General features: G+C 50.4%; 18 protein-coding genes. 3 read left to right on the forward strand and 15 right to left on the reverse strand.

What is annotated here, in order from left to right:
- Positions 1-11: 11 nt before the first annotated feature.
- The 12 genes from ACO0K3_RS06080 to ACO0K3_RS06135 all read right to left on the reverse strand — a co-directional run bounded on the left by ACO0K3_RS06080 (position 12) and on the right by ACO0K3_RS06135 (position 16221).
- The gene (locus ACO0K3_RS06080; RefSeq protein WP_422982858.1) at positions 12-2936 is read right to left on the reverse strand and encodes a ribonucleoside-diphosphate reductase subunit alpha; all 2925 of its coding nucleotides are present in this window, start codon (positions 2934-2936) and stop codon (positions 12-14) included.
- A 379-nt stretch (positions 2937-3315) separates the two neighbouring features.
- Entirely contained in the window at positions 3316-3960 is a 645-nt protein-coding gene (gene ampD / locus ACO0K3_RS06085; protein WP_422982860.1) for a 1,6-anhydro-N-acetylmuramyl-L-alanine amidase AmpD, read from the reverse strand.
- A complete protein-coding gene (locus ACO0K3_RS06090) occupies positions 3947-5500 on the reverse strand; it encodes a sigma-54-dependent transcriptional regulator (RefSeq protein ID WP_422982862.1) in 1554 nt (517 codons plus the stop codon). Before ACO0K3_RS06090 ends, ampD begins: the two co-directional genes overlap by 14 nt.
- Positions 5490-7250 carry a two-component system sensor histidine kinase NtrB gene (locus ACO0K3_RS06095; protein WP_422982864.1) on the reverse strand — a complete coding sequence of 587 codons (1761 nt, stop codon included), beginning with the start codon at positions 7248-7250 and terminating at the stop codon, positions 5490-5492. The genes ACO0K3_RS06090 and ACO0K3_RS06095 overlap by 11 nt, the downstream gene beginning before the upstream one ends.
- Positions 7251-7324: 74 nt before the next feature.
- On the reverse strand, positions 7325-7594 hold the full coding sequence (locus ACO0K3_RS06100; RefSeq protein WP_422982867.1) for a PP0621 family protein: 270 nt from the start codon (positions 7592-7594) through the stop codon (positions 7325-7327).
- Positions 7591-8400 (reverse strand): cytochrome C assembly family protein, encoded by an 810-nt coding sequence (locus ACO0K3_RS06105; RefSeq protein ID WP_422982869.1) that lies wholly within the window; start codon positions 8398-8400, stop codon positions 7591-7593. The genes ACO0K3_RS06100 and ACO0K3_RS06105 overlap by 4 nt, the downstream gene beginning before the upstream one ends.
- A 116-nt stretch (positions 8401-8516) precedes the next feature.
- Positions 8517-9854: a sigma-54-dependent transcriptional regulator gene (locus ACO0K3_RS06110; protein WP_422982871.1), complete on the reverse strand. Its 1338-nt coding sequence runs from the start codon at positions 9852-9854 to the stop codon at positions 8517-8519.
- A gap of 183 nt (positions 9855-10037) precedes the next feature.
- Positions 10038-11972: a sensor histidine kinase gene (locus ACO0K3_RS06115; protein WP_422982873.1), complete on the reverse strand. Its 1935-nt coding sequence runs from the start codon at positions 11970-11972 to the stop codon at positions 10038-10040.
- 56 nt (positions 11973-12028) lie between these two features.
- Positions 12029-12829 carry an ABC transporter ATP-binding protein gene (locus tag ACO0K3_RS06120; protein WP_422982875.1) on the reverse strand — a complete coding sequence of 267 codons (801 nt, stop codon included), beginning with the start codon at positions 12827-12829 and terminating at the stop codon, positions 12029-12031.
- 1 nt (position 12830) lies between these two features.
- The gene (locus ACO0K3_RS06125; protein ID WP_422982877.1) at positions 12831-13649 is read right to left on the reverse strand and encodes an ABC transporter permease; all 819 of its coding nucleotides are present in this window, start codon (positions 13647-13649) and stop codon (positions 12831-12833) included.
- Positions 13650-13756: 107 nt separating this feature from the next.
- Positions 13757-14686: an ABC transporter substrate-binding protein gene (locus tag ACO0K3_RS06130; protein ID WP_422983176.1), complete on the reverse strand. Its 930-nt coding sequence runs from the start codon at positions 14684-14686 to the stop codon at positions 13757-13759.
- Positions 14687-15060: 374 nt separating this feature from the next.
- Complete coding sequence (locus ACO0K3_RS06135; RefSeq protein WP_422982879.1) at positions 15061-16221, reverse strand: ABC transporter substrate-binding protein; 1161 nt, start codon at positions 16219-16221, stop codon at positions 15061-15063.
- A 323-nt stretch (positions 16222-16544) separates the two neighbouring features.
- On the opposite strand from ACO0K3_RS06135, the gene ffh reads away from it, so the two are divergent.
- Entirely contained in the window at positions 16545-17912 is a 1368-nt protein-coding gene (gene ffh / locus ACO0K3_RS06140) for a signal recognition particle protein (RefSeq protein WP_422955684.1), read from the forward strand.
- Positions 17913-18131: 219 nt separating this feature from the next.
- Positions 18132-18515, forward strand: coding sequence for an SWIB/MDM2 domain-containing protein (locus tag ACO0K3_RS06145; protein ID WP_422960860.1), 384 nt, complete (start codon positions 18132-18134; stop codon positions 18513-18515).
- Positions 18516-18872: 357 nt separating this feature from the next.
- Here the strand turns inward: ACO0K3_RS06145 and ACO0K3_RS06150 are convergent, their stop codons facing one another.
- The 3 genes from ACO0K3_RS06150 to ACO0K3_RS06160 all read right to left on the reverse strand — a co-directional run bounded on the left by ACO0K3_RS06150 (position 18873) and on the right by ACO0K3_RS06160 (position 22005).
- Positions 18873-19517 (reverse strand): hypothetical protein, encoded by a 645-nt coding sequence (locus ACO0K3_RS06150; protein ID WP_422982881.1) that lies wholly within the window; start codon positions 19515-19517, stop codon positions 18873-18875.
- A gap of 48 nt (positions 19518-19565) precedes the next feature.
- Positions 19566-20207: a lytic transglycosylase domain-containing protein gene (locus ACO0K3_RS06155; protein ID WP_422982883.1), complete on the reverse strand. Its 642-nt coding sequence runs from the start codon at positions 20205-20207 to the stop codon at positions 19566-19568.
- A gap of 61 nt (positions 20208-20268) precedes the next feature.
- Positions 20269-22005: a proline--tRNA ligase gene (locus tag ACO0K3_RS06160; RefSeq protein ID WP_422982885.1), complete on the reverse strand. Its 1737-nt coding sequence runs from the start codon at positions 22003-22005 to the stop codon at positions 20269-20271.
- Between the two features lie 270 nt (positions 22006-22275).
- Here ACO0K3_RS06160 and ACO0K3_RS06165 point away from each other — a divergent pair, with 270 nt between their 5' ends.
- Positions 22276-22920 (forward strand): RNA pyrophosphohydrolase, encoded by a 645-nt coding sequence (locus ACO0K3_RS06165; protein WP_422982887.1) that lies wholly within the window; start codon positions 22276-22278, stop codon positions 22918-22920.
- The last annotated feature ends 11 nt before the right edge of the window (positions 22921-22931 follow it).

Consider the following 22931-nt stretch of genomic DNA (forward strand, 5'->3'; position numbering starts at 1 on the left):
ACTCATCCAGCTTATTGGCAGGCTTCGCACTCTTCAAAACCTGCATCACCGGGGCGCAGATAGCATGCAGCACCGTCCGCCTCAGACGCTGCCGTCACCGGTGTATCAGAGCTTGCAGAATAACCACCGCTGCCACCATCAACCGCTACTGCATTCAGTGCACCCGTTTTGCTGGTAGATTTTTCAGTGTGGGTTGCACCTATCGTACGCAGGTAGTAAGTAGTTTTCAAACCACGTAACCAAGCCAGTTTGTAGGTTTCATCCAGTTTCTTACCGGACGCACCTGCCATATAGATGTTCAGAGACTGCGCCTGATCTATCCATTTCTGACGGCGGGATGCTGCTTCTACCAACCAGGATGGGCTGACTTCAAAAGCGGTTGCATACAGTTCGCGCAGATCTTCAGGAATGCGGTCGATCTTTGCCAGGCTGCCGTCAAAGTATTTAAGATCAGAGATCATGACTTCGTCCCACAAGCCACGTGCCTTCAGATCACGTACCAGATGTTCGTTGATCTCGGTAAATTCACCGGACAGATTCGACTTCACATACAGATTCTGGTAAGTCGGTTCGATACAGGCGGAGACACCGATAATGTTAGAGATCGTTGCTGTCGGCGCGATCGCAACACAGTTCGAATTGCGCATACCGTATTGTTTGATACGGTCACGGATCACTGTCCAGTCCATGGTTTCAGAAAAATCGGCTTCCAGATATCCGCCGCGCTCTTCTGCCAGCAGCTTCAGAGAGTCTTGCGGCAGGATGCCACGGTCCCACAACGAACCACGATACGAGCTATAACGACCGCGCTCTTCCGCTAATTCTGTCGACGCCAGGTAAGCGTAATAACACACGGCTTCCATCGACGTATCAGCAAACTGAACTGCGTCCATCGAAGCGTAAGGGATACGCATCATGTGCAGGCAATCCTGAAACCCCATGATACCGAGACCAACCGGACGATGACGCAGGTTCGAGTCACGCGCTTTCTTGACTGCATAATAGTTGATGTCGATCACGTTATCCAGCATACGCATCGCTGTACTGATAGTTTTTTGTAACTTGATGTGATCCAGCTTGCCATCTTTCATGTGCGCAGGCATGTTGACCGAACCCAGATTACACACGGCGATCTCACTATCGTTGGTGTTCAGGGTAATTTCCGTACACAGATTCGACGAGTGAACCACGCCAACATGCTGTTGCGGCGAGCGGATGTTGCATGGGTCTTTGAAAGTAATCCAAGGATGGCCTGTTTCAAACAACATGGACAACATCTTGCGCCACAAGTCGAGTGCCGGAATTTTTTTCGATAGTTCGAGTTCGCCGCTGGCTGCTTTGGCTTCATATGCGGTGTAAGCGGTTTCGAAAGCTTTACCGAATTTATCATGCAGATCAGGTACGTCAGATGGGGAGAAAAGAGTCCAGTCGCCTTTTTCCATGACACGCTTCATGAACAGGTCAGGAATCCAGTTAGCGGTATTCATATCATGTGTACGGCGGCGATCATCACCCGTGTTTTTACGCAGGTCGAGGAACTCTTCGATATCCATGTGCCAGGTTTCGAGATAAGCGCAGACAGCACCTTTACGTTTGCCACCTTGATTGACCGCGACGGCTGTGTCGTTGACGACTTTCAGGAACGGCACTACGCCCTGTGATTTACCATTCGTACCTTTGATATGCGCACCGAGGGAACGCACTGGCGTCCAGTCATTACCGAGACCACCGGCGTATTTCGCCAGCAAGGCATTTTCTTTGATCGCTTCGTAAATACCATCCAGATCATCGGCTACCGTAGTCAGATAGCATGAGGATAACTGTGAACGCTGTGTACCGGAGTTAAACAAAGTCGGCGTCGAACTCATGAAATCAAAGCTGGACAGGAGATTGTAGAACTCAATCGCACGGGCTTCACGATCGATTTCGCTGATCGCCAGACCCATCGCAACGCGCATGTAGAATGCTTGCGGCATTTCAATACGGGTGCCGCGCACATGCAGGAAGTAGCGATCATACAAAGTTTGCAAACCAATATAGCCAAATTGCAGATCACGATCGGCAACCAGCGCATCGGCTAGTTTTTTCAGATCAAACTGACCAAGTTTGGCATCCAGCAAATCAGCTTCAATACCTTTTTTGATAAATTTAGGGAAGTAATCCACATACTCGGCTGCCGCATCTTGCTGAGCAACTTCTTTACCGAACACTTCTTTACGGACTGTATGTAATAAGAGACGCGCCGTCACCTGGCTATATGCAGGCTCCTTTTCCATCAGCGCACGCGCAGCCAGGATTGCTGATTTATGCAGTTCTTCCACCGGCACGCCGTCGTACAGGTTTTTCAAGGTTTCGGACAAAATCGCTTCCGGATCAGCCAGCTTGTCCAGACCGACGCAGGCAGCTGTGATCAGCTTACGGACTTGTGCGATGTCGAGTGCGACGCGCTGTCCGTCAACAACGACGTGAATTTGCGGTGCGGCGATATCTGTTTTGGAGGATTGTTGTGACTCTAACTGAAGGCGACGTTCTTCCTGACGCTTAGCACGATACAAGACATAGGCACGGGCAACATCATGTTCGCCAGAACGCATCAACGCCAGTTCAACCTGATCCTGAATATCTTCTATATGAAACGTGCCGCCGGTTGGCTGTCTGCGCACCAGAGCAGACACAACACTGGCGGTTAACTGCTCGACGAGCTCGCGGATACGTGCCGATGCTGCACCCTGGCCACCGTTAACGGCCAAAAAGGCTTTAGTCACAGCAATAGCAATTTTGGAAGGCTCAAACCCAACTACAGCACCATTACGACGGATGATACGGTACTCACCATAGGCAGGCGTTTGCGTCGCTGACGCATGGTGGACTGATGACGACTGTAAATCGGACAGATCAGCGGTACTTGGTGTTGATGTTTCTAGAGAAGAGTGCATTTGGCCTCCGGGGTCAGCATGGGTTGAGACTTGATTGATTAACTTGAACGATGATATGAATGACGCAGTCTTTGATGTAGTCATTGATTGAGCCACTGATTCAATCATCGATCTTTTACGTGATTTCTGGTGTTGCACACTGCATAGTTCAGATCTAAAACCTTAGCCAAGTCTCTGTTTTTTAAATCATTTATCTCATTAAAACAGAGTAAAACTTCATTATAGAGAATGGCCACAAACTGGAATCAAACCACTATATGTAGTGCGCAAGATTTGATTTGCACTAATTCTAGTGCCGCGCTGGCAGATACGCAATCGCTTTTTTTGTTAAAAAGAGAATATTTTTTATTGTTGCGGCTGGCTTTGCAGATTGACAAAGTCAAAGCATGAAAGGAAAGCTAGGCAGCGCATGAGTGGGCACTAACATGGACTCATGCTGAGCAGCATGAACAAGCAATTCTTTATATTGTTTCCAATTAAAAAATGGCCCGGGGTCGGTCTTGCGGCCAGGAGCAATATCCTGATGGCCGACGATATGTCGTATCGGACAGGCTTGTATCAAGACCAAAGTCAATTTCTGCAGTGACAGATATTGCGCCTCCTCGAATGCCTGATGATCACTCCCCTCCAACTCAATCCCGACTGAAAAATTATTACACGCTGACTGCCCCTGAAACGATGAGACGCCAGCATGCCAGGCACGCAAGTTGACAGGAACGAATTGCAGCACCTGGCCATCGCGCCGTATCAAAAAATGGGTAGAGACCCGGACGCCCTGTAACGAGGTAAAACTGGGATGCGCCGTGACGTCGAGCTGATTCAAAAACAAATCAGTAATAGCGCTACCGCCGAACTGGCCCGCTGGCAGGCTGATGTTATGAATGACCAATAGTGAGATTTCTGCACCGTCGGGACGATGATCATAATTCGGCGACGGCTTTTGTTCAGCCTGAGGACAATGCCCGCCGGCATCGATCATCCATGCCGGTTGTACAGAATGCAGAACGAGTTTATTCCGATTCATGAATCTTCAGTTTTTGTATCTGGTAGCGCAGTTGCCGGAAACTGACCCCCAGGAGCTCAGCCGCCTGGGTACGGTTATTCCTGGTCTTGACCAAGGCACGGCGTATCACCTCTTTCTCAATACGCTCCAGATAATCGGGCAAAGAACAAGGTAATTCCGGCTCAGTAAAAATCGATATATCGGCATGAGCACCTGGCAGTGTTGTCACCGGACTGGCGCTGACTGCGTCCTGTAACAACACTTTTTCTACCGAGGCATCACCAGAATCTAAACTTACCACGGTCGCCGGCAATGCCGTACTCACCAGGCTCGCCCCGGAGACAGAGCTACTTAGTGGCTTCGCCGAAGGACGTAAAGCCAGATCACTGACTTCGATACAGCCATCGTTGGCGAAGGCCAGCGCACGCTCCAGGATGTTTTCCAATTCGCGGACATTCCCGGGAAAATCATATTCGGCAAGTGCCTGACGCGCACTATCGGATAACAAGGTCGCACAACGATCGGGGTTCGTCTGAGCGGATGCGGTCAGTCGCTGCAAAATCCCCTCGGATAATTCGCCTATATCCGTCAGGCGTTCGCGCAATGGCGGCAAATGCAGCTCAATCACATTCAGACGATAGTACAAATCCTGACGAAATTTCCCTGCGGTCACGCAATTCGCCAAATTCTGATGCGTTGCACTGATGATGCGAACATCAACGGGTTCTTCCGTCGTAGCGCCGACCTTGCGTACCCTGCGCTCCTGGATTGCCCTCAGCAACTTGACCTGCATCGCCAAAGGCAGATCGGCGACTTCGTCCAGCATCAGCGTACCGCCGCTGGCCGCCTGAAAAAATCCATCGCGATCATCATTGGCACCGGTAAAAGCACCTTTGCGATAACCAAAAAATTCGGCTTCCATCAATGCCTCAGGAATGGCTCCGCAGTTGACCGCAATAAAAGCCTTTTCGGAGCGGGCACTATTCAGATGGATTTCGCGGGCAGCCAGTTCTTTGCCACTTCCCGATTCGCCGGTAATGATTACGGGCGCCATACTGCGGGCTAAGCGGCTGATCTGGGCACGCACATGGCGGATTCCCTCAGATTGTCCGATCAGTGAAGATGCCGTGATTTTTTCTACCTGTGCAGTCTCGACGTTTTGCTTGCTTTGCACTTCACTGGTCTGCAATGCCGAGCGCACCAGTTTGCGTAGCTGATCCAGTGCGACCGGCTTGGACACATAATCAAATGCACCGGCTTTCAGCGCTACAACCGCATTGTCCGCACTGCCAAATGCCGTGATCACCGCAATCGGCGTATTTTTATAATGCAGGCCGACTTCATGCACCAACTCCATCCCGGAACCATCCGGTAGGCGCATATCAGTCAGAACCAGCGAATAAGTCGTTTTACTCAGATACTGGCGCGCAACCTCCAGGGTCTCGGCACTATCGACATCGAGTCCCATCTTGATGAGCGTGATTTCCAGCAACTCACGTAAATGCGCCTCATCATCCACAACCAGAATACGCGGACTGTTTGGCAGGTCTTTAGTGCTCATGGGCAGATGACTCAGTCAAAGAAAAATTAATCACAAAGCGACCTCTCGATTCACCGAACATCGTGGTCGGATCATCGGCATGGTATTCATAATCGAGCAAAGCATGGTTATTCAAGCATAGCTCCCGTGCCATGTACAAACCCAGTCCAGTTCCCTTGCTCGATGTCGTATAAAAAGGTTCGAATAAATGGGAACGCACTTCCGCACCAATACCCGGTCCATCGTCCTGTATGTGCAACTCCATCCTGTGCATCGTACTGGCCTGAGCAAATATCTTGATGCTGCCCGGTGCGCCACTGGCATACCTGGTGGCATTCGACAATAGATTGACAATCACCTCGCGCAAATGCCCCACATCAAATACGACAGGAAATGTGATCGCACGATCAACATAAATCAAGTCTGGATCGAGTCCGCGGGTTTCCACAAAGTCCTGAACAATTTCAATCACCAGAGGCAGCAAAGAAAACGGCTTGGTATCGGCCTGTGCTTTGCGTGATAATTTCAGAATATCTTCGATCAGCTGGTTCAGGCGTGCCACATTATCGTCAACGATTTTCAATAATCGCTGGGTCTGTGCCGGATTGCTCATGTCTTCATTTAACAAGGATGCCGCATACGAGATCGAAGACAAGGGATTTCTGACCTCATGCGCAATACTGGCAGTCAGACGTCCCATCGACGCCAACTTGAGTTGCTGCGCCTGATTCTCAATGTCTGAGACATCCTGCATAAAAATAATCGTATAAGACGCCTGATCCTGACCAAAACCATCAATATCGGCACTGTCCACGTCCATAAAGCGCAATTTAAGATGCGTCACAAAATCGGAGCGCAGATTGTTTTCTGGCAAATTGCTGTCGAAGGTTGCATCTCCCGCATGACGAATCGAGATGAAGGAAATATTTTCCTCCATCGCCCAGGGCATGATGCCCGTATTCGTCATCGTCGTATTCAGGGTTGCACCACTCCTGGTCGACAGCACTTCAGCGATCGGTTTCAAGGCCGGAATATCCCGCAAGCGCATATGACTGACCTCCTTGATCAGATGCGCGCCCAGCATGCGCTCGGCAGCCGGATTCATCTCGACCAGATGATCTGCCTGATCGACCACCAGAATACCGTCCCCCATATCTGAAATGACCAGTCGGTTAATCGCCTGCTGGATTGCCAGTGCATGACCACGCTCGGCAGCCAGGGCTTCTTGCTGTATCAGATTCTTTGCCAGCCGGTTAACTACATACACGACAGCAAAATACGCAGCACCATATAAACCAGCCTGAGAACTCAGATTAATATCTTCTTGCTGCAAAATTCTGTAAAGACTTTCCAGCAGCAGGAACAAGGTCACAAAAGCCGCAAAAAACAATCCCCACAATAAAGGTGCCAGAATCCCGACGCCCGCCAGCGGGAATAAATACAAAATCGCCAGGCCGCTTTTATTTCCTCCCGAAGCCAGATACATAATAGAGATCACGACAACATCGAGCGCAATCTGTGCGGCTAGCTGTAACTTGAAATGTTTTTGGTAGCGATATTTCAAGACGATGAAAGCAATAGCAATCAACAGATATACCACGCAAGCTTCGCTCAGCAATAACTGCTCGCTCAACCACGAGTCCTTGCCATTACGTAAATTCAGGTAAGCGAGTAAAACAAGTGCCACGACCAGACGCGACACATTCAGCGTTTGTAAAGAACGCCAGAAAGTCGCGCTAGGCAACGCGGATAAGGAATTTTCAGTCGGCATGATCAATGATCATCAGAATACTGAAGGGTATTGAAGAATACTGCCAAAGCTGAGTAATGCCAGCGTATGAACGACTATGCATGCTGATCCGCATGGGCGACGCTGCAATACACATGCTGCTCACGGTAGACCGCCTCGGATGCAGGGAAGTGAATCTGGCATGTTTCGCAGCACACCATCGCCTCAGCGTTTTGTGCTGGTGCCTGCGCCATATTAGGCGGATTAGACGGATGACCAGAATTAAAGGCGCCGCCATCCTGCCCGGCTCCAGGTTGCTGCTGGCTTTTTTTACGAATCGCCAGCACAACGAGTGCGGCCAATACCAGCCACATCAATAATTTCATGACAGGCTCCTGTGCAACAAAACTTCGAGAACAAAGCGACTGCCGACATATGCCAGCAACAACGTAATAAAACCGCTCAGTGTAAAACTCAGTACCGTCTTACCACGCCAGCCGCGCCACTTGCGACCAATCAGCAAGACGCCAAACAAACACCATGAGAACAAGGACAAGATGGTCTTGTGATCCCATTTAAATGCAATGCCCAGTACCTGTTCAGAGAACACTACACCGGAAAGAACGGTCAAACTCAGTAAAACAAAGCCAATGGTGATTAAGCGGAACAGAATTTTTTCCATCGTCAGCAAGGCAGGCAAGCGTTCAATCGCGGCATTCAGCCAAGCGGGCAGACTTTGATTATTCGGCTTATGTAAATGGGCGTCCTGCAAAATCATCACGACAGCATGAAAAGCAGCAATCGTCAGTGTGCTATACGACAATAAGGCAATCCCCAAATGCCATGGAAACATGGTCGTCTTCCCTGCCAGAGCAACCAGACTACCCGGAAAAAATACCGGCAGAATCACCATCAGGGCCGCATTTGGCAATAGCAATACCTTTAATCCGTCCAGCGAAAGATTGCGGCTCTCCAGCCAATACACGAGTACCGATACCCAGAGCGCGGAGGAAAGCATTACGGCAAAACCGACACGCAGCGCATCCGGCGTAAAGATCGTCAACCATAAAGCGGCCGCATGTATCAGCCATGCGGCAAAGGTAAAACCAGACTCAAGCAAGCGGCGCTGATTAGGGACGAAACTGCCAAGCACATAGAGGGCAGCTGCGAGGAAAGAAAGATAAGTTTGCATCACTTAAGTTTACACCATGTCAGCAAGTCTGTAGCCCGGGATTTGTTTCCGTTGATGACAGACGATGCTGAGAGAGCTTAGTCACCATATTCGACTCAAATCAAGCGCAGACAAAATCAGGCAGGGCGGACGGCTAACTGATACTTTTTTATTTTGTCGTACAGTGTCTTTTTCGGAATACCGAGCTGCTCTGCCGCCAGCGCGACATTACCATCATGAGCTTGCAAGGCGTGCTGAATCAGGCTGGACTCATATTCATCGAGACGCTTGGGCAAACTATCGACTTCCGCTGCCTTTATATGGGCAACAGGATCGCGGGCAGATGCTGGTATAAGATCGGCCACGCCAAGTACCCATTTATCCGCAAAATTGCGGAGCTCCCGCACGTTTCCCGGCCAGTCGCGTTGCTGCCATTCCGCCATATGCTCAGGCGTCCATGACGGAACTGGCATCTGATAACGCTGCGCTGCGGCGTCGGCAAAATGCTTCAGCAGGAGCGGGATATCTTCGCGCCTTTGCTTCAGCACAGGCAAATCAATGCTCACCACGCTGAGTCGGTAATACAAATCTTCACGGAACTTCGCCTCTTCACTCAGTTGCAATAAGTCCACCTTACTCGCCGCGATCACGCGACAATCAAGAACAATCTGGGCATTACCGCCCAGACGCTCCAAACGCCGCTCCTGCAAGACTCGCAGCAGTTTCACCTGCAATGCCAGCGGCATACTCTCAATTTCATCGAGAAATACCGTACCTCCCTGAGCATATTCCAGTTTGCCGATACGACGTTTTTGCGCGCTGGTAAAAGCCCCTGCTTCATGACCAAAAATCTCACTCTCAAACATCGCCTCCGGCAAAGCGCCGCAATTGATGGCAACAAATTCACCGCTGCGACCACTCGCCAAATGCAGTTGCCGGGCCACGACTTCTTTACCAGAGCCCGTTGCACCATTGATCAGCACATCAACCGGACTCGGCCCGATAGCACGAATGAATTTACGTACCTGTTCAATGACCGGCGCATGTCCCAGCATCTCCGGCACCGATTTTTGGCTGGCGAGTTGCTGTTTCAATTGCCGGTTGTCCATGACCAGTTTGCGCTTTTCCTGCGCCCTCAGGCAAGTCTCAAGCAAGCGCTCCGAGGCAAACGGCTTTTCGATAAAATCATAAGCACCCACCCGCATCGCGGCGACGGCCATACTGACATCGCCATGCCCGGTAATCAAAATGACGGGCAAATCGGCGTCGAGCGCGCGTACTTGTGTCAGTAGCTCCAGACCAGACTGTCCCGGCAAGCGCACATCGCTGACGATAATGCCAGCAAAAGCTGGATGCAATGCGGATTGTGCTGCCTCGACGCTCGCATACGCATGTACCTTGAAGCCTCCCAATTCCAGCGTCTGCGAGGTCGCCAGTCTGACGGCCTGCTCATCTTCAATCAATAGTGCTTCCAACGTTGTCTCCTGATACTACTTATGTGATGACACGGATATTTGCAGCGCGCCTGAAATCATATACTCCCCTAACAATAAAGAAAAATACCCTTAATTGCGCAATATTCTATTGGCGATATAAAAAATACTCAGGGAGAGTATGTTATTTTTCATTCCTGTCACCAGCACCAGATCTGCCATCTGTCAACTCTTGGGACTATCAGACTTATCCACGCTACGAGGAAGACTGACCACGAATTCAGCGCCTCCACCAACTCGATTTGATGCACTCAGACTGCCGTTCATCGCCTGAACAATCGACGATGAAATCGCCAGCCCCAGACCCAACCCCTGATCCGATGGTTTGGTCGTAAAAAACGGCTCAAACAAATGCTGAATCACATGATCAGGCAGTCCAGTCCCGGCATCAATAATACGAATAATGATGTACTGCGCATCGGCATCAAGCTCAACCCTAACTTGTTGCGGGCTACCAGTAACTGGCATTTGTAGCGTCGCGTCCAGAGCGTTGCGTATCAGGTTGATCAATACCTGTTCTATCCGTACCGCATCTCCCAGTACCAGCATCCCGCGCTGATCCGGTAAGTTCAATGTCACTCCGTGCCGGTCAAAGTCGCTGTGCAACAGCAAGGCGGCAGCACGTAAAGACTGCGCAACATCCACGACCGCCACCGCTTCAGGACTTTTTCTGGCAAATCCTTTTAGCTGCGCAATGATGCGCCCCATCCTGGCACTGGCATCACTGATATGGGCGAGATTATCACCAGCTTGCGTCAGATTGCCACGTGCCAGAAAGGTCACTGCGTTATCCGCAAAAGCGCGGATTGCAGTCAGCGGCTGATTCAGCTCATGCGTCATCCCGGCTGCCATCTGCCCTAACATAGCGAGTTTGCCGGTTTGCACCATCTCATCCTGGGTTGAGCGCAACAGATTTTCTGCATCCTGAAGTTTGCTGTATTTACCGGCTAGTTGCTGATTCGCCAGCGTCAGTTCCTGCGTTCTCTGTGCGATACGCACTTCTAATTCGTCAGCAGCGCTTTGTAATGCCTGGCGCGCCAGCAGACCTTCTTTCATGCGCTGGCGACGCTGATACACTACTGCGGCAGCGGTCGCACTCAAAATCACCAGCAACAAAGTTACCAGTGCGGCCTTGACGCCTGCCAGACGGATTTTTGCTTCGGACGGAAACAAGATCAATTGCCATGACAGGCGTCCCACAGGCCGGGCTACATAGCTACCAAAATCGAGGCGCGCCGGTCTGTTCAAGCTGCTAATCGTCGTAATCGCTTTACCCCCATATTGCAAAGTCGCGCCCAGGGCCTGCTGCGCAGCCGGATCGAGTACGCGCAAGCTATGGTATTGCCAATCGGCCCGATTACTGAGAAACACCACACCATATTGATCCGATAAAGCAATCGGCTCCTCACTACTGCGCCAAGCTTGCTCGAATTCGGTCAGGCTGATTTTGACCGCGATGACACCAATCGGTGAGTGCTGAATGTGATTAACAGGCACTGCTGAACTCGCGGTTGCCGGTCCAGATGCGGAAAAACCTTGTGCCAAAGAATTTCTGACAAACGGCCGTACACCTTCCGGATAGACGGCTTGCGCAATAAAGTAACCGGGAATATTCGTCGTATTGCCGATGGCATAAAAACGTCCTGCCTGCCCCGTCATCGCCTGACGAAAATAGGGACGGAAACTGAAATTCTGTCCCATGTAGGTTTGCGGCGTATCCCAGTTGCTGGTGGCAATCGTCTTCCCCTGCGCATCCATCAAATAGATAGACGCAACTTTGGCTTGTAGCTGCAAGTCTCGCAGCAGGGCATTTAATTCAGCAACGAGACCTTGGCTATCAGGCTGTGCCAAGAGTCGGGCAGCGAGCGGCAGATAAGATACTGAGTACGGCAGGGTCTCGTATTTTTCCAGCGCTGACTCCAGATCGAGGGAAATCAGTTTCAGCTGGCGATCGCCGCTACGATGCAACTCATCTCTGGCGAATGTCGTGGCACCCCAATACGTAGAACACACCAGAACAATCGCCAGCATCACCAATGCGGTTAGCAATGCGATACTAGCGAGCTTTGAGCGAATCAGAGAAAATCGGGCAGGTCTCATCTGTCGGCAACATTAGTTTTGCATAGCGTTGAGAGGCGGGACCAGACCTGCTGAAATCAATCCACCGCCGCCATTTTCAATTCATCGGTGTGATGTCGCTGCTGCTCCTCCATCACGAGCTGGCCCAGTTCACGTTTCAAGGCATTGAATTCTGCCGAGGACGGATCGCGCAAACGAGGCAAATCGACGATGAGATCACGCTTCACAGTACCGGGGCGGTAGGTCATCACGATGATACGGTCTGCCAGATAAATCGCCTCTTCAATACTGTGCGTGACAAAGATAATCGTCTTTTTCAATTCCGACCAGATCCGCAATAACTCATCTTGCAGATTGCGACGCGTCAGAGCATCCAAAGCACCAAAAGGTTCATCCATCAGCATGATAGGTGAATCCAGTGCAAGCACGCGGGCAATCGCAACACGCTGACGCATGCCGCCCGACAGATCTTTCGGAAAGCGACTTTTGAAATCACTCAAGCCCAGCATCACTAGTAAGTCCGTCACTTTTTTCTGAATCTCGGCCTTGCCAAGACCTTTGATTTCCAGACCGAAGGCGATATTTTGCTCGACCGTCATCCAAGGAAATAAGGCATATTCCTGAAACACCATGCCGCGATCCGGACCAGGTCCGGAGACCAGCTTACCATCAGTGGTGATCGTGCCTGAGCTGGGTAACGAAAAACCTGCAACGGCATTCAGCAATGTCGATTTACCGCAACCAGACGGACCGAGCAGGCAGACGAACTGCCCTTCCGGAATATCCAGCTGAATATCTTTTAATGCGACGACTTCGCGGTCGCTGGTTTTAAAAATCTTGTTGACCGCGTTCACTTTGATTTGCGCTTGCTGTGTCATATTAATTCTCCAGACCGCGGTGCCAGCGCAGTAAATGATTATTCAGTTTGTTCATCGCCAGATCAATCGCCAGACCCAGCATACCGATGCTGATCATGCCGGCGATAATTTTGTCTGACCAGAAGTACTCACGCGCCTCGAGGATACGAAAGCCAAGACCATTATTCACAGCGATCATTTCCGATACGATCACCACGATAAAAGCCGTACCGATCCCGATACGTACACCCGATAAAATATAAGGCACTGCGGCAGGCAGCATTACACGGACAAACAAAGTGGTCTGGCTGGCCCCAAGGTTACGGGCCGCACGGATATAGATGCCGTCCACATGACGTACACCAGCTATGGTGTTCATCAGCACAGGGAAGAAAGCGCCGATCGCAATCAGGAAAATTGCCGGCGGATTCCCCAGTCCAAACCATAAAATCGATAAGGGGATATAGGCAATCGGCGGAATCGGACGCAAGACCTGCATCAGAGGATTCATCCAGGCATAAGCGCGCTGACTGGCTCCCATCGCTAGTCCCAGCGGCAATGCCAGTCCGGCACCGACGATAAATCCGACCAGCACCCGGTACATACTGCCGATCGTGTCACGTATCAACTCACCGGAAAATAGCCAGCCAAGACGGGACATGCTTGCAGGATCAAATGCCTCCATCGGCGAGGCATATTCACACCATTTTTTTACAACCGCCCAAGGTGCAGGCAAGACCTGAGGGTTCACCCAGCCCATCGTGGTAACGGTATGCCAGACTGCAATCAATATGGCAGGCACAACCAGCCCCGCGCCAATTTCACGCCATTTCAGCTTCATCTTATGTCCTCTGAGAATATCCGCGCTGACAAGAAGAGAACGATATCCTCTCGCTCAATCTTGCCAGCGGGTGTAGTGTGTTGTGATGCTTGTAGATTATTGACTACTTATTTGATGTTCAGGCTTTTCTTGGCCTGATCAAGCAGATCAGTTTTTACCCAATCTTTGGCGACCGGAGGTTTGGCCATCTTGCCGACGCCGTATTTTTGCATCAGATCCGTAGTGACCTGAATATGCTCAACGGTCACATCGTAAGAGTAAGGGGAATTGCCGATAGCGGCGACGAAGTCCTCCTTGGTAATTTGTCCTTTGAAAATAGTTTCACGAACATATTTCTCAGCCAGGTCTTTGTTATCGATAAAAGTCTTAGTGGCCTCGACAAAACAACGCATGAATTTTTCTGCAAGAGGACGATTCTCTTTATAGAATTTTTCTGTCATCACCATGGTACGAACTGGCTCGCCAATCGGCGTGTCATAGGGCTTGAGCAATTCTGTCCCAAAACCCTTGTTGATTGCCTGCGCAGAATACGGTTCTGACTGCATGATCGCATCGATGTTTTTGCCCAGCAAAGCCTGATTCAGATCCGGAAAGCCGAGATAAATAATCTGCACATCTTTACCCGGCTGATCAGAGTACGTCAGGCCATTCTGTGAGAGTTCTGCTGCCAGCAAAATATCCTGAATACCACCACGGGTGACGCCGACTTTTTTACCCTTTAATTCTTTAATCGATTTGATACCGAGATCGGTACGCGTAACCAGACGAGCACCACCTTTGGCAAAACCTGCCACGATGAAAATCGGTGCGCCGCTGGCACGGGCAGAAATCACGGCCTCCGAGGATACAGCAGCCACATCCAGTTCGCCGGCAATCACCGCCTGCATTGCATCTAGGCCTTTAGGAAAAACTTTTTCATCTACTTTGATACCGCATTTCGGGGCGATTTCTTTGATGTAGGATACCGCACCGTAGTGCGCAAATTTGAGGTTACCAAGACGCACCGTGTCGTCGGCATGCGCCACGCCCGTCAACATACTGAAGGATGCCAGCAGGACAGCGCTGGCAATTGAGGCGATGGAGGTAATCGGTGATGTGCTCCGGCCAGGTATGGCATGCAGAGTGTTTTTTACGGCAGGTGCTAACATTGTGGTCTCCGGTATTTTTAATTAGGACTTACGCAAAATGCTTCCGGCAATCTGACAGAAACGATTTCACGACAGTACATGTGATTTGTTCCGTATCTATAGCAGACTCTGTGCCAACTCGGTTGTTTTTGCAAGTACTTGATTTTTAACGGCTAAATAATTTCTTACTTCGCACTCGTTCCGGAAAACCGGAAATTCCCTACTTGCACCTCTGGCTGATTCCGGCTTCCCGCACAGACGACAGGATCAACATCCCTATCGAATCATCGCAAGAATTTACCGTCTTTGCCTATCATGGTCAATTCAACGAACTCACTACCGGTATGATCTTTTTCGCTGTAGCCAAGCATCACACCGCCAATGTCGTAACGGCGTATCGACTCTAAGGCGCGGATCAGACCATCCCGGGTCAGATTGCGACCGGCACGACGCAAGCCTTCTACCATGATTTTTGCAGCGACAAAACCCTCCATCGCGGCATAGGATGCATTCACACCTTGCGCAATAGCGATACTTTTAAATTCCTGACCCAGAACCGTCGAGACGGTATGTGGCGCCGGCATAATTTGCGACACCATTACGCCGATACCTGCGCGTCCCAGAGAATCGACAAAAGACTGTGAGGCATTATTCGATAAGGTCATGATTTGCAATCCAGGATTCTGTATCCTCGCCTCTTTAATCAGCTCTACCGTAGTGACGCCAGAACCAATAATAATGACGGCTTTAGCCTTGCTGCCAATCACCGCCTTGACTGCAGCGGCGATATCCGGTTTAGCCCGGTCAAATGTCACGATCGCTGCTGGCGCCAATTTATGCTGAGCCATGGCTTGATTAAAACCGGCCAGTCCGTCTCGACCAAAGGTGTCGTCAACATGCAATAAGGCGATCTCTTTCAAACCGATGGTATTAAATTGCTCAACGCCGCGCCGGACTTCGTCTTGATATTTAGCGCGCACATTAAATACATAATGGTTGACTGGTGCATGGAACAGAGAAGCACCGGTACTGGGCGCGATCAGCGGGACTTTGTTCTCGGCCAGGACCGGCAGCAGCGCTTCGGTATGCGGCGTGCCGCGTGACTGAAACAGCGCAAACACGTGTTCTTTCTTAATCAGTGCCTCGGCATTAGTCGCAGCGATAGCGGGATCAAACTTATCGTCAAGAATTTTGACTTCGATTTTGCGACCGTTGACGCCGCCATTTTTATTCATATGCTCGAAATAGGCATTCGCTCCTGCATTCATTTCCTTAACCGGCCCGGCAATCTGACCGCTCAGACCTACCGTTTGTCCTAGCAAAATCATGCTGTCCGTAACACCATCCTCGGCCATCACATGAATATGCACAATACTAAGTGGGAATAACAGACTGAGGCAGGCACAAAGCCTCAGCGCAAGGCGGCGCGAACGATTGTTCAACATGATGGTCTCCGTATTTTTTATAGTTTGTTACTGTGTTTTAGCCTACCAAGCAGAAAACGTTCCTATTCTGCATCACAGTACAAGTCTCTGATTTAACATGAGTATTTCTCCTGAAGCATCGGTATTACTACTGATATGCGCGGATTTTCAGCCTGAGGCCGATCAATTTTCCGGTAATCCAGACTCTTCAGGCTCGCTAGCATTGAGAGACTGAACTAATTCAAGGTCTGACAAGGTGCGATCAGGTAAAATGTCAGGCTATAGCGCTTCAGGCGATTACTCTCTGCAATCTTGTTTTTCACTTACTCATATAGATTCTATCCATGCTTGATAATTTGACCCAACGCCTTGCCAAAGTGGTGAAAACCATGCGTGGCGAGGCTCGTTTGACAGAATCCAATACCGCTGAAATGTTGCGCGAGGTGCGCATGGCCCTGCTAGAGGCCGACGTCGCCTTGCCAGCCGTACGTGAGCTGATCGCCCGTGTGAAAGAAAAAGCGCTGGGCGAAGAAGTCATCAGCTCTCTGACTCCAGGGCAGGCTCTGGTCGGCGTGGTGCAAAAAGAACTGGCCAGCCTGATGGGTGCCGATCTCGGACCAGAAGCTTCGCAACTGAGTTTTGCCACACAGCCGCCTGCAATTATTTTGATGGCTGGCTTGCAAGGTGCCGGTAAAACCACGACTGTCGGTAAACTCGCCAAATATTTGCGCGAGCAAAAAAAGAAAAAAGTCCTGACTGTCTCTGCCGACGTCTATCGCCCCGCTGCGATTGGTCAGTTGCAGACGGTGACGGCGCAGGTCGGTGCAGATTTTTTCCCGTCACTGCCAACGGATAAACCGGTTGATATCGCGCTGGCAGCGCTCGATTATGCAAAAAAACATTATCACGATGTCTTGATTATCGATACTGCCGGTCGTCTTGGTATTGATGAAGCGATGATGCAAGAAATCGCCGCTCTGCATGCTGCCGTCAAGCCGATTGAGACCTTGTTTGTGGTGGATGCGATGCTGGGTCAGGATGCCGTGAATACCGCGAAAGCCTTTAATGATGCCTTGCCCCTGACTGGCGTGGTACTCACCAAGCTCGACGGCGATGCGCGCGGCGGTGCGGCCTTATCGGTGCGCCACATCACCGGCAAGCCGATTAAATTTGCCGGTGTTGCTGAAAAACTTGATGGCCTGGAAGCGTTTGATCCGGTTCGCATGGCGAATCGGATTTTGGGTATGGGCGATATTCTGGCGCTGGTCGAATCCGCCCAAAAAGGCATGGACGTCGCAGCAGCACAAGATCTTGCCCATAAGATCAAAGGTGGCGGCAAGTTCGATATGAATGACTTTAAATTGCAACTGAGTCAGATGAAAAAGATGGGCGGTTTGTCGAATCTGATGGACAAACTTCCGGCGCAAATGCAGCAGGCAGCGAGCGGCGCAAATATGGATCAGGCTGAAAAAAATGTACGCCGTATGGAAGGTATGATTAATTCCATGACCCCGCAGGAACGTGCAAAACCAGATTTAATCAAAGCTTCGCGCAAACGTCGTATTGCAGCAGGTGCTGGGGTACAGATTCAGGAAGTCAATCGTATGCTGAATCAATTTGAGCAGATGCAAAGCATGATGAAGAAGCTGCAAGGTGGCGGCATGATGAAGATGTTACGCAGTATGAAGGGAATGATGCCGGGTAAACGCTAGCGCCCGATCACATCGAAACCTGTCGGCCGGATCGACCTGAGCACGCTAAAATCAGGCCTGATCCGGTTTTTTTTCACTATGAAACGCTGTCCTCTGCGCATTACGATACATTTTCAACAAAAAGCCACAAAAAACACTTGCATCCCTCTGCAAAGCGCACCACTATTAGCGATGCGTGAAATGGCGCATTTTCCAAGATATTTGTGAAGGAGCCTCAATATGGCAACAGCACCAAAAAAAGCACCGGCTAAAGCAGCTCCAGAAGCTAAAAAGCCAGCAGCAAAAGCAGCAGCTCCAAAAGCGGCTGCACCAAAGAAAGCTGCTCCGGCAGCAAAAGCAGCAGCACCTGCACGTAAGCCAAACGCAGCGTTCATGAAGCCAATGACAATTTCTCCAGTGTTGGCAGCAGTCATCGGTGCAGCACCAATTCCACGTACTGAAGTCACTAAAAAAGTATGGGAATACATCAAGAAGCACCAACTGCAAGATGAAGCGAACAAGCGTAACATCAACGCGGATGACAAATTGAAAGCCGTTTTTGGCGGTAAAAAACAAGTCTCCATGTTTGAAATGACAAAGCTGATTTCCGGTCACCTGTCTTAAGCTGATCGTAGTCGCTTTGGGAGACTTATTGGGGCCATGTAAGTAACAGGTGGCATCCCAATCCCAAACAAAAACGCCCGCATCGCGCGGGCGTTTTTGTTTTTGAACACAATCTGTTTCAGTGACATGCTGAATCATTAAACACGATCCTCAAGCGATCAGACCAATGAAGCCTTACAAAGGCGTATCTGGCGAAATAGCTGCCTAGTGGCGGTGCGTGAGGCTGTGCGGTAGAGGAGCAGTTGCCGATTAGCGAGAGATGAAGCCTGTCCTTAAATCGCGACGGCATGATTCCTTGGGAAGTCTTAGTCCCTCTGCGTATCACAAAGTGATAGCGGTCTAATAGAAAACCTGGATTTAATAATTACCGCAACTCACAACACGGTTTGAGCGAGCTTCTCGCTGGATAACAGTTGCTCCGCCAGCAGGATTAGGCGCGATCACGCAATACGATCCTCGCCCGCTCGTCACCTTGGTAATCAAGGTGCCGTCTGCTGTGGTAAATGTTTGAAAAGATATCTCTCCGGGTATCGCCGCAGCGGCCATTTTGTCTGCCAATGTCGCAACCGCTGGCACCGCGACCTTTGGCGCAAAGGGCAATGCACGTTGCTGTGATTGCAAATCCTTACTGATTTGACGTGTGTCCAGATTAAGGTTGAGTCCGGGCTCTGCACTGATGACAGGCGCGGTGATGGCGAAGGCAGATCCGGCGAGCGTTGCAGGTCGCTCGGTATCGGCTTGAGTCGATTGTGGTGATTTAGTGGCGGGCAATAATATCGGTTGCTTGGTAACCGGAGTCGTTAGCGTTGCACCGGTGTTCAATGGTGTGAGCTGCTGCGGTTTCGCTGGAAAAATTAATTCAACCAATAAAGTCGAGTTGCTTGATAAGGACACTCCCCCCTCTAGCCGCTTGCCAGCAGACGACAAAGCGATGATACAACCGATATGCGCTGCCACGATAAAAAGCAGCCACGGCCAGCGCGCCTCTCGCTGATAACTCAAGCTGAACGCCTCGCAACGCAGATTTTTGCAGATCGCATTGAAACCACCTTATCGTTTAAATTCCCAGTTTTTCCAGTTCGCCAGAACAGCATTAGGGTACTCGGGTCGCCCGCGACTGCCGTTATAGCGCCCCAGAGCCAGATATAAATTACCCGCTTCCATATCAATATACATACGCAGAATCGCACACCCATAGCGCAGATTCGACTGCATCTGAAATAGCTTCTGCGCATCGCTGTCGCCAATCACGCGTGACCAGAACGGCATGACCTGCATATAGCCGCGCGCACCGACAACCGAGGTCGCATATTTACGAAAGCCCGACTCGACCTGGATAAGACCCAGGACCATGGCCGGCTCCAGACCGGCACGCTTGGATTCGTACCAGACAGATTTCAGAAATTCCTGTCGCGTCTGAGGATCAGGCAAGCGCCGTTTTAAGCGATCAGACATCTCGCCCAGCCAATGCAAATAACTGATGCGCGCATTGATGTCATCAAAACTCGGAATCGGCGGCCGGGTATCGGTCACCGCTTTCGATAAAGCGAGACGGACCGAGTCCGCCATCGCTTCTTCTTTTTGATTACCCGCATGTGCAAGCCCTGCCGGTAGCAAAACGGCGCATATAACACCACGCAACAAGAGTCCGCTCACGGCCGACACACCACGACTTTTTGAGGGAGTATCCATCAAAAACCTACTTAACGCGCGCAAAACACTGGACCTTAAAAACATACTCCATACCAGTATCTTATTTACCTCTTAACTTGGTCAAGACAAATTCCAGCATATCGGCAACGGGTAATTCACTCGCCTCAGCATCGCGACGACCTTTGTATTCTAGCTTGCCCTCTTTCAAACCACGATCGCCGATGACGATACGATGCGGCACACCGATCAACTCCCAGTCCGCAAACATCGCGCCCGGACGCTCGCCACGATCATCAAGCATGACATCGACATTTGCATCAAGCAGTGCCTGATACAGTTTTTCAGTTTCAGCCTTCACGGCATCGCTTTTTTCCATGCCCATCGGGCAGATCACAACTTCAAATGGCGCCAGCGCGGCAGGCCAGATAATGCCTTTGTCGTCAAAATTCTGCTCAATCGCCGCTCCCAGAATACGCGTCACACCGATTCCATAACATCCCATTTGCAAGAATTGCGGCTTGCCGTTTTCGTCAAGGAAAGTCGCTTTCATATCTTCGGAATAGCGTGTTCCCAACTGGAATACATGACCAACTTCAATTCCGCGCTGGATTGCCAATACGCCTTTGCCGTCCGGCGATGGATCACCAGTGACTACATTGCGCAAATCAGCAACCAGTGGCTCGGGCAAATCGCGCATCCAGTTAGCACCGGTAAAATGAAAATCTTCTTCGTTCGCACCGCAGACAAAATCACCCATCATCGCCACCGTACGGTCAGCAACAACCTTGACCGGCAACTTAGTATTGATAGGACCGAGGTAACCTGGCTTAGTTCCGAAGTGCTCGACGATCTCGTCTTCGGTGGCAAAACGGTAGTTCGCCAGACCCGGGACTTTGCTAGCCTTGATTTCATTCAATTCATGGTCGCCACGTAGAAGTAACAGCCAGACTTGTTTGCTGATTTTGTCTTTTTCTTCAGTCTCGACAGTGAGCACGATGGACTTGACTGTTTGCTCCAGAGGGATAGACAGCAGCGCAGCAACATCTTCGCATTTGGCTTTGCCGGGCGTCGCCGCCTTGCTCAACGCTTGTGTCGCAGCCTGACGCTCAGAGAACAGTGGCATTGCCTCTGCTGCTTCCATATTGGCGGCGAATTCGGAGGTGGGGCAATATACCAGTGCGTCTTCGCCGGTGTCGGCAATCACGTGGAACTCGTGCGAGCCGGAACCGCCAATGGCACCATTGTCAGCAGCCACCGCGCGAAAATCAAGACCGAAGCGAGTGAAAATGCGGACATACGCGTCGTACATGACTTGGTAAGATTTTTTTAAGCCTTCGACATCACGATCAAAAGAATAAGCATCTTTCATCGTAAATTCGCGACCGCGCATCAAACCGAAACGAGGACGGCGCTCATCACGGAACTTAGTTTGAATATGATAAAAATTAACCGGCAACTGACGATATGAACGGATTTCCTGACGTGCCACATCCGTGATCGCCTCCTCCGAAGTCGGCTGAATAATAAAATCACGACCATGTCGGTCTTTCACCCGCATGAGTTCCGGACCATATTGCTGCCAGCGTCCCGTCTCTTGCCACAGCTCAGCAGGCTGGACCACCGGCATTATCATCTCGACTGCACCGGAGCGATTCATCTCTTCACGTACGATGGCTTCCACTTTACGAATCACGCGTAAACCCATCGGCATATAGTTATAAATGCCGGAACCGAGGCGCTTAATCATGCCTGCCCGCATCATCAGTTTGTGGCTGACAATTTCCGCATCGGCAGGAGCTTCTTTTAAAGTAGAAATAAAAAATCGTGTAGCGCGCATGACAATGATTCTTTTCAAAAATTGAGGGTTATAATCGACTCAATTTTAAAGGATTAGCTGGCTAATGCGCCCACTGTTTAGCAATTTGATGATGGAAAACCGCTCGATATGCTCGAAATCAACCAGAGATCGACATAAATAAGGATATTGCGCATAAAAAATGCGCAGATTGATCGATGATTATTACTGCCATCGATGAATTCCTGATGACAGAACTACGTCAAATTGCTGAAAAAGACGCTTGGCCGCAGAAAGTTTTGAGGTAGGGTCATGCTTGATCGTGAAGGCTTTCGGCCTAACGTAGGCATTATATTGCTCAACGCCAACAATGAAGTCTGGTGGGGCAAACGTGTACGCGAACACTCTTGGCAATTTCCCCAGGGTGGTATTAAGTATGGAGAGTCTCCTGAGCAAGCGATGTTTCGCGAACTTGAGGAAGAGACAGGCTTATTGCCGGAGCACGTTAAAGTCATTGGTCGCACACGCGACTGGCTACGCTATGAAGTTCCCGATCATTTCATTAAACGCGAAATTCGCGGGCACTATCGTGGACAAAAACAAATCTGGTTTTTGCTGCGCATGCTGGGTCGCGATTGCGATGTGAACTTGCGAGCCAGTAACCATCCTGAATTTGATGCCTGGCGCTGGCATGAGTATTGGGTTCCCCTGGATGTCGTGATTGAATTCAAACGCGGCGTGTATCAACTGGCACTCCAGGAGTTATCACGTTTTGTACACAGAACCGAACACCCAGGCTCGGGGCGTCAGGGGAATCGTCAATTAAAGCAGAACCCTCAGCCAACGAAAGAGCTTCATCATACTGAACAGCTTGATCTGCAGGTCGTCACCTCAACGTCTGAGGCCATTAAAGTAGCGGATGCAGACTCGGCACCGCCCTCTGAAAAAACCGAATAACCGTGCCGCTT

Source organism: Undibacterium sp. Rencai35W (assembly GCF_049340185.1).
In the GTDB taxonomy this organism is placed as follows: domain Bacteria; phylum Pseudomonadota; class Gammaproteobacteria; order Burkholderiales; family Burkholderiaceae_D; genus Undibacterium.

What these genes read in the sequence shown, in the direction of transcription:
- ACO0K3_RS06090 (WP_422982862.1), bottom strand. Translation starts at nt 5,500, where the DNA reads ATGAGCACTAAAGACCTGCCAAACAGTCCGCGTATTCTGGTTGTGGAT.
- ACO0K3_RS06100 (WP_422982867.1), bottom strand. Translation starts at nt 7,594, where the DNA reads ATGAAATTATTGATGTGGCTGGTATTGGCCGCACTCGTTGTGCTGGCG.
- ffh (WP_422955684.1), top strand. Translation starts at nt 16,545, where the DNA reads ATGCTTGATAATTTGACCCAACGCCTTGCCAAAGTGGTGAAAACCATG.
- ACO0K3_RS06105 (WP_422982869.1), bottom strand. Translation starts at nt 8,400, where the DNA reads ATGCAAACTTATCTTTCTTTCCTCGCAGCTGCCCTCTATGTGCTTGGC.
- ACO0K3_RS06095 (WP_422982864.1), bottom strand. Translation starts at nt 7,250, where the DNA reads ATGCCGACTGAAAATTCCTTATCCGCGTTGCCTAGCGCGACTTTCTGG.
- ACO0K3_RS06155 (WP_422982883.1), bottom strand. Translation starts at nt 20,207, where the DNA reads ATGGATACTCCCTCAAAAAGTCGTGGTGTGTCGGCCGTGAGCGGACTC.
- ampD (WP_422982860.1), bottom strand. Translation starts at nt 3,960, where the DNA reads ATGAATCGGAATAAACTCGTTCTGCATTCTGTACAACCGGCATGGATG.
- ACO0K3_RS06165 (WP_422982887.1), top strand. Translation starts at nt 22,276, where the DNA reads ATGCTTGATCGTGAAGGCTTTCGGCCTAACGTAGGCATTATATTGCTC.
- ACO0K3_RS06145 (WP_422960860.1), top strand. Translation starts at nt 18,132, where the DNA reads ATGGCAACAGCACCAAAAAAAGCACCGGCTAAAGCAGCTCCAGAAGCT.
- ACO0K3_RS06125 (WP_422982877.1), bottom strand. Translation starts at nt 13,649, where the DNA reads ATGAAGCTGAAATGGCGTGAAATTGGCGCGGGGCTGGTTGTGCCTGCC.
- ACO0K3_RS06080 (WP_422982858.1), bottom strand. Translation starts at nt 2,936, where the DNA reads ATGCACTCTTCTCTAGAAACATCAACACCAAGTACCGCTGATCTGTCC.
- ACO0K3_RS06160 (WP_422982885.1), bottom strand. Translation starts at nt 22,005, where the DNA reads ATGCGCGCTACACGATTTTTTATTTCTACTTTAAAAGAAGCTCCTGCC.
- ACO0K3_RS06120 (WP_422982875.1), bottom strand. Translation starts at nt 12,829, where the DNA reads ATGACACAGCAAGCGCAAATCAAAGTGAACGCGGTCAACAAGATTTTT.
- ACO0K3_RS06135 (WP_422982879.1), bottom strand. Translation starts at nt 16,221, where the DNA reads ATGTTGAACAATCGTTCGCGCCGCCTTGCGCTGAGGCTTTGTGCCTGC.
- ACO0K3_RS06115 (WP_422982873.1), bottom strand. Translation starts at nt 11,972, where the DNA reads ATGAGACCTGCCCGATTTTCTCTGATTCGCTCAAAGCTCGCTAGTATC.
- ACO0K3_RS06130 (WP_422983176.1), bottom strand. Translation starts at nt 14,686, where the DNA reads ATGTTGACGGGCGTGGCGCATGCCGACGACACGGTGCGTCTTGGTAAC.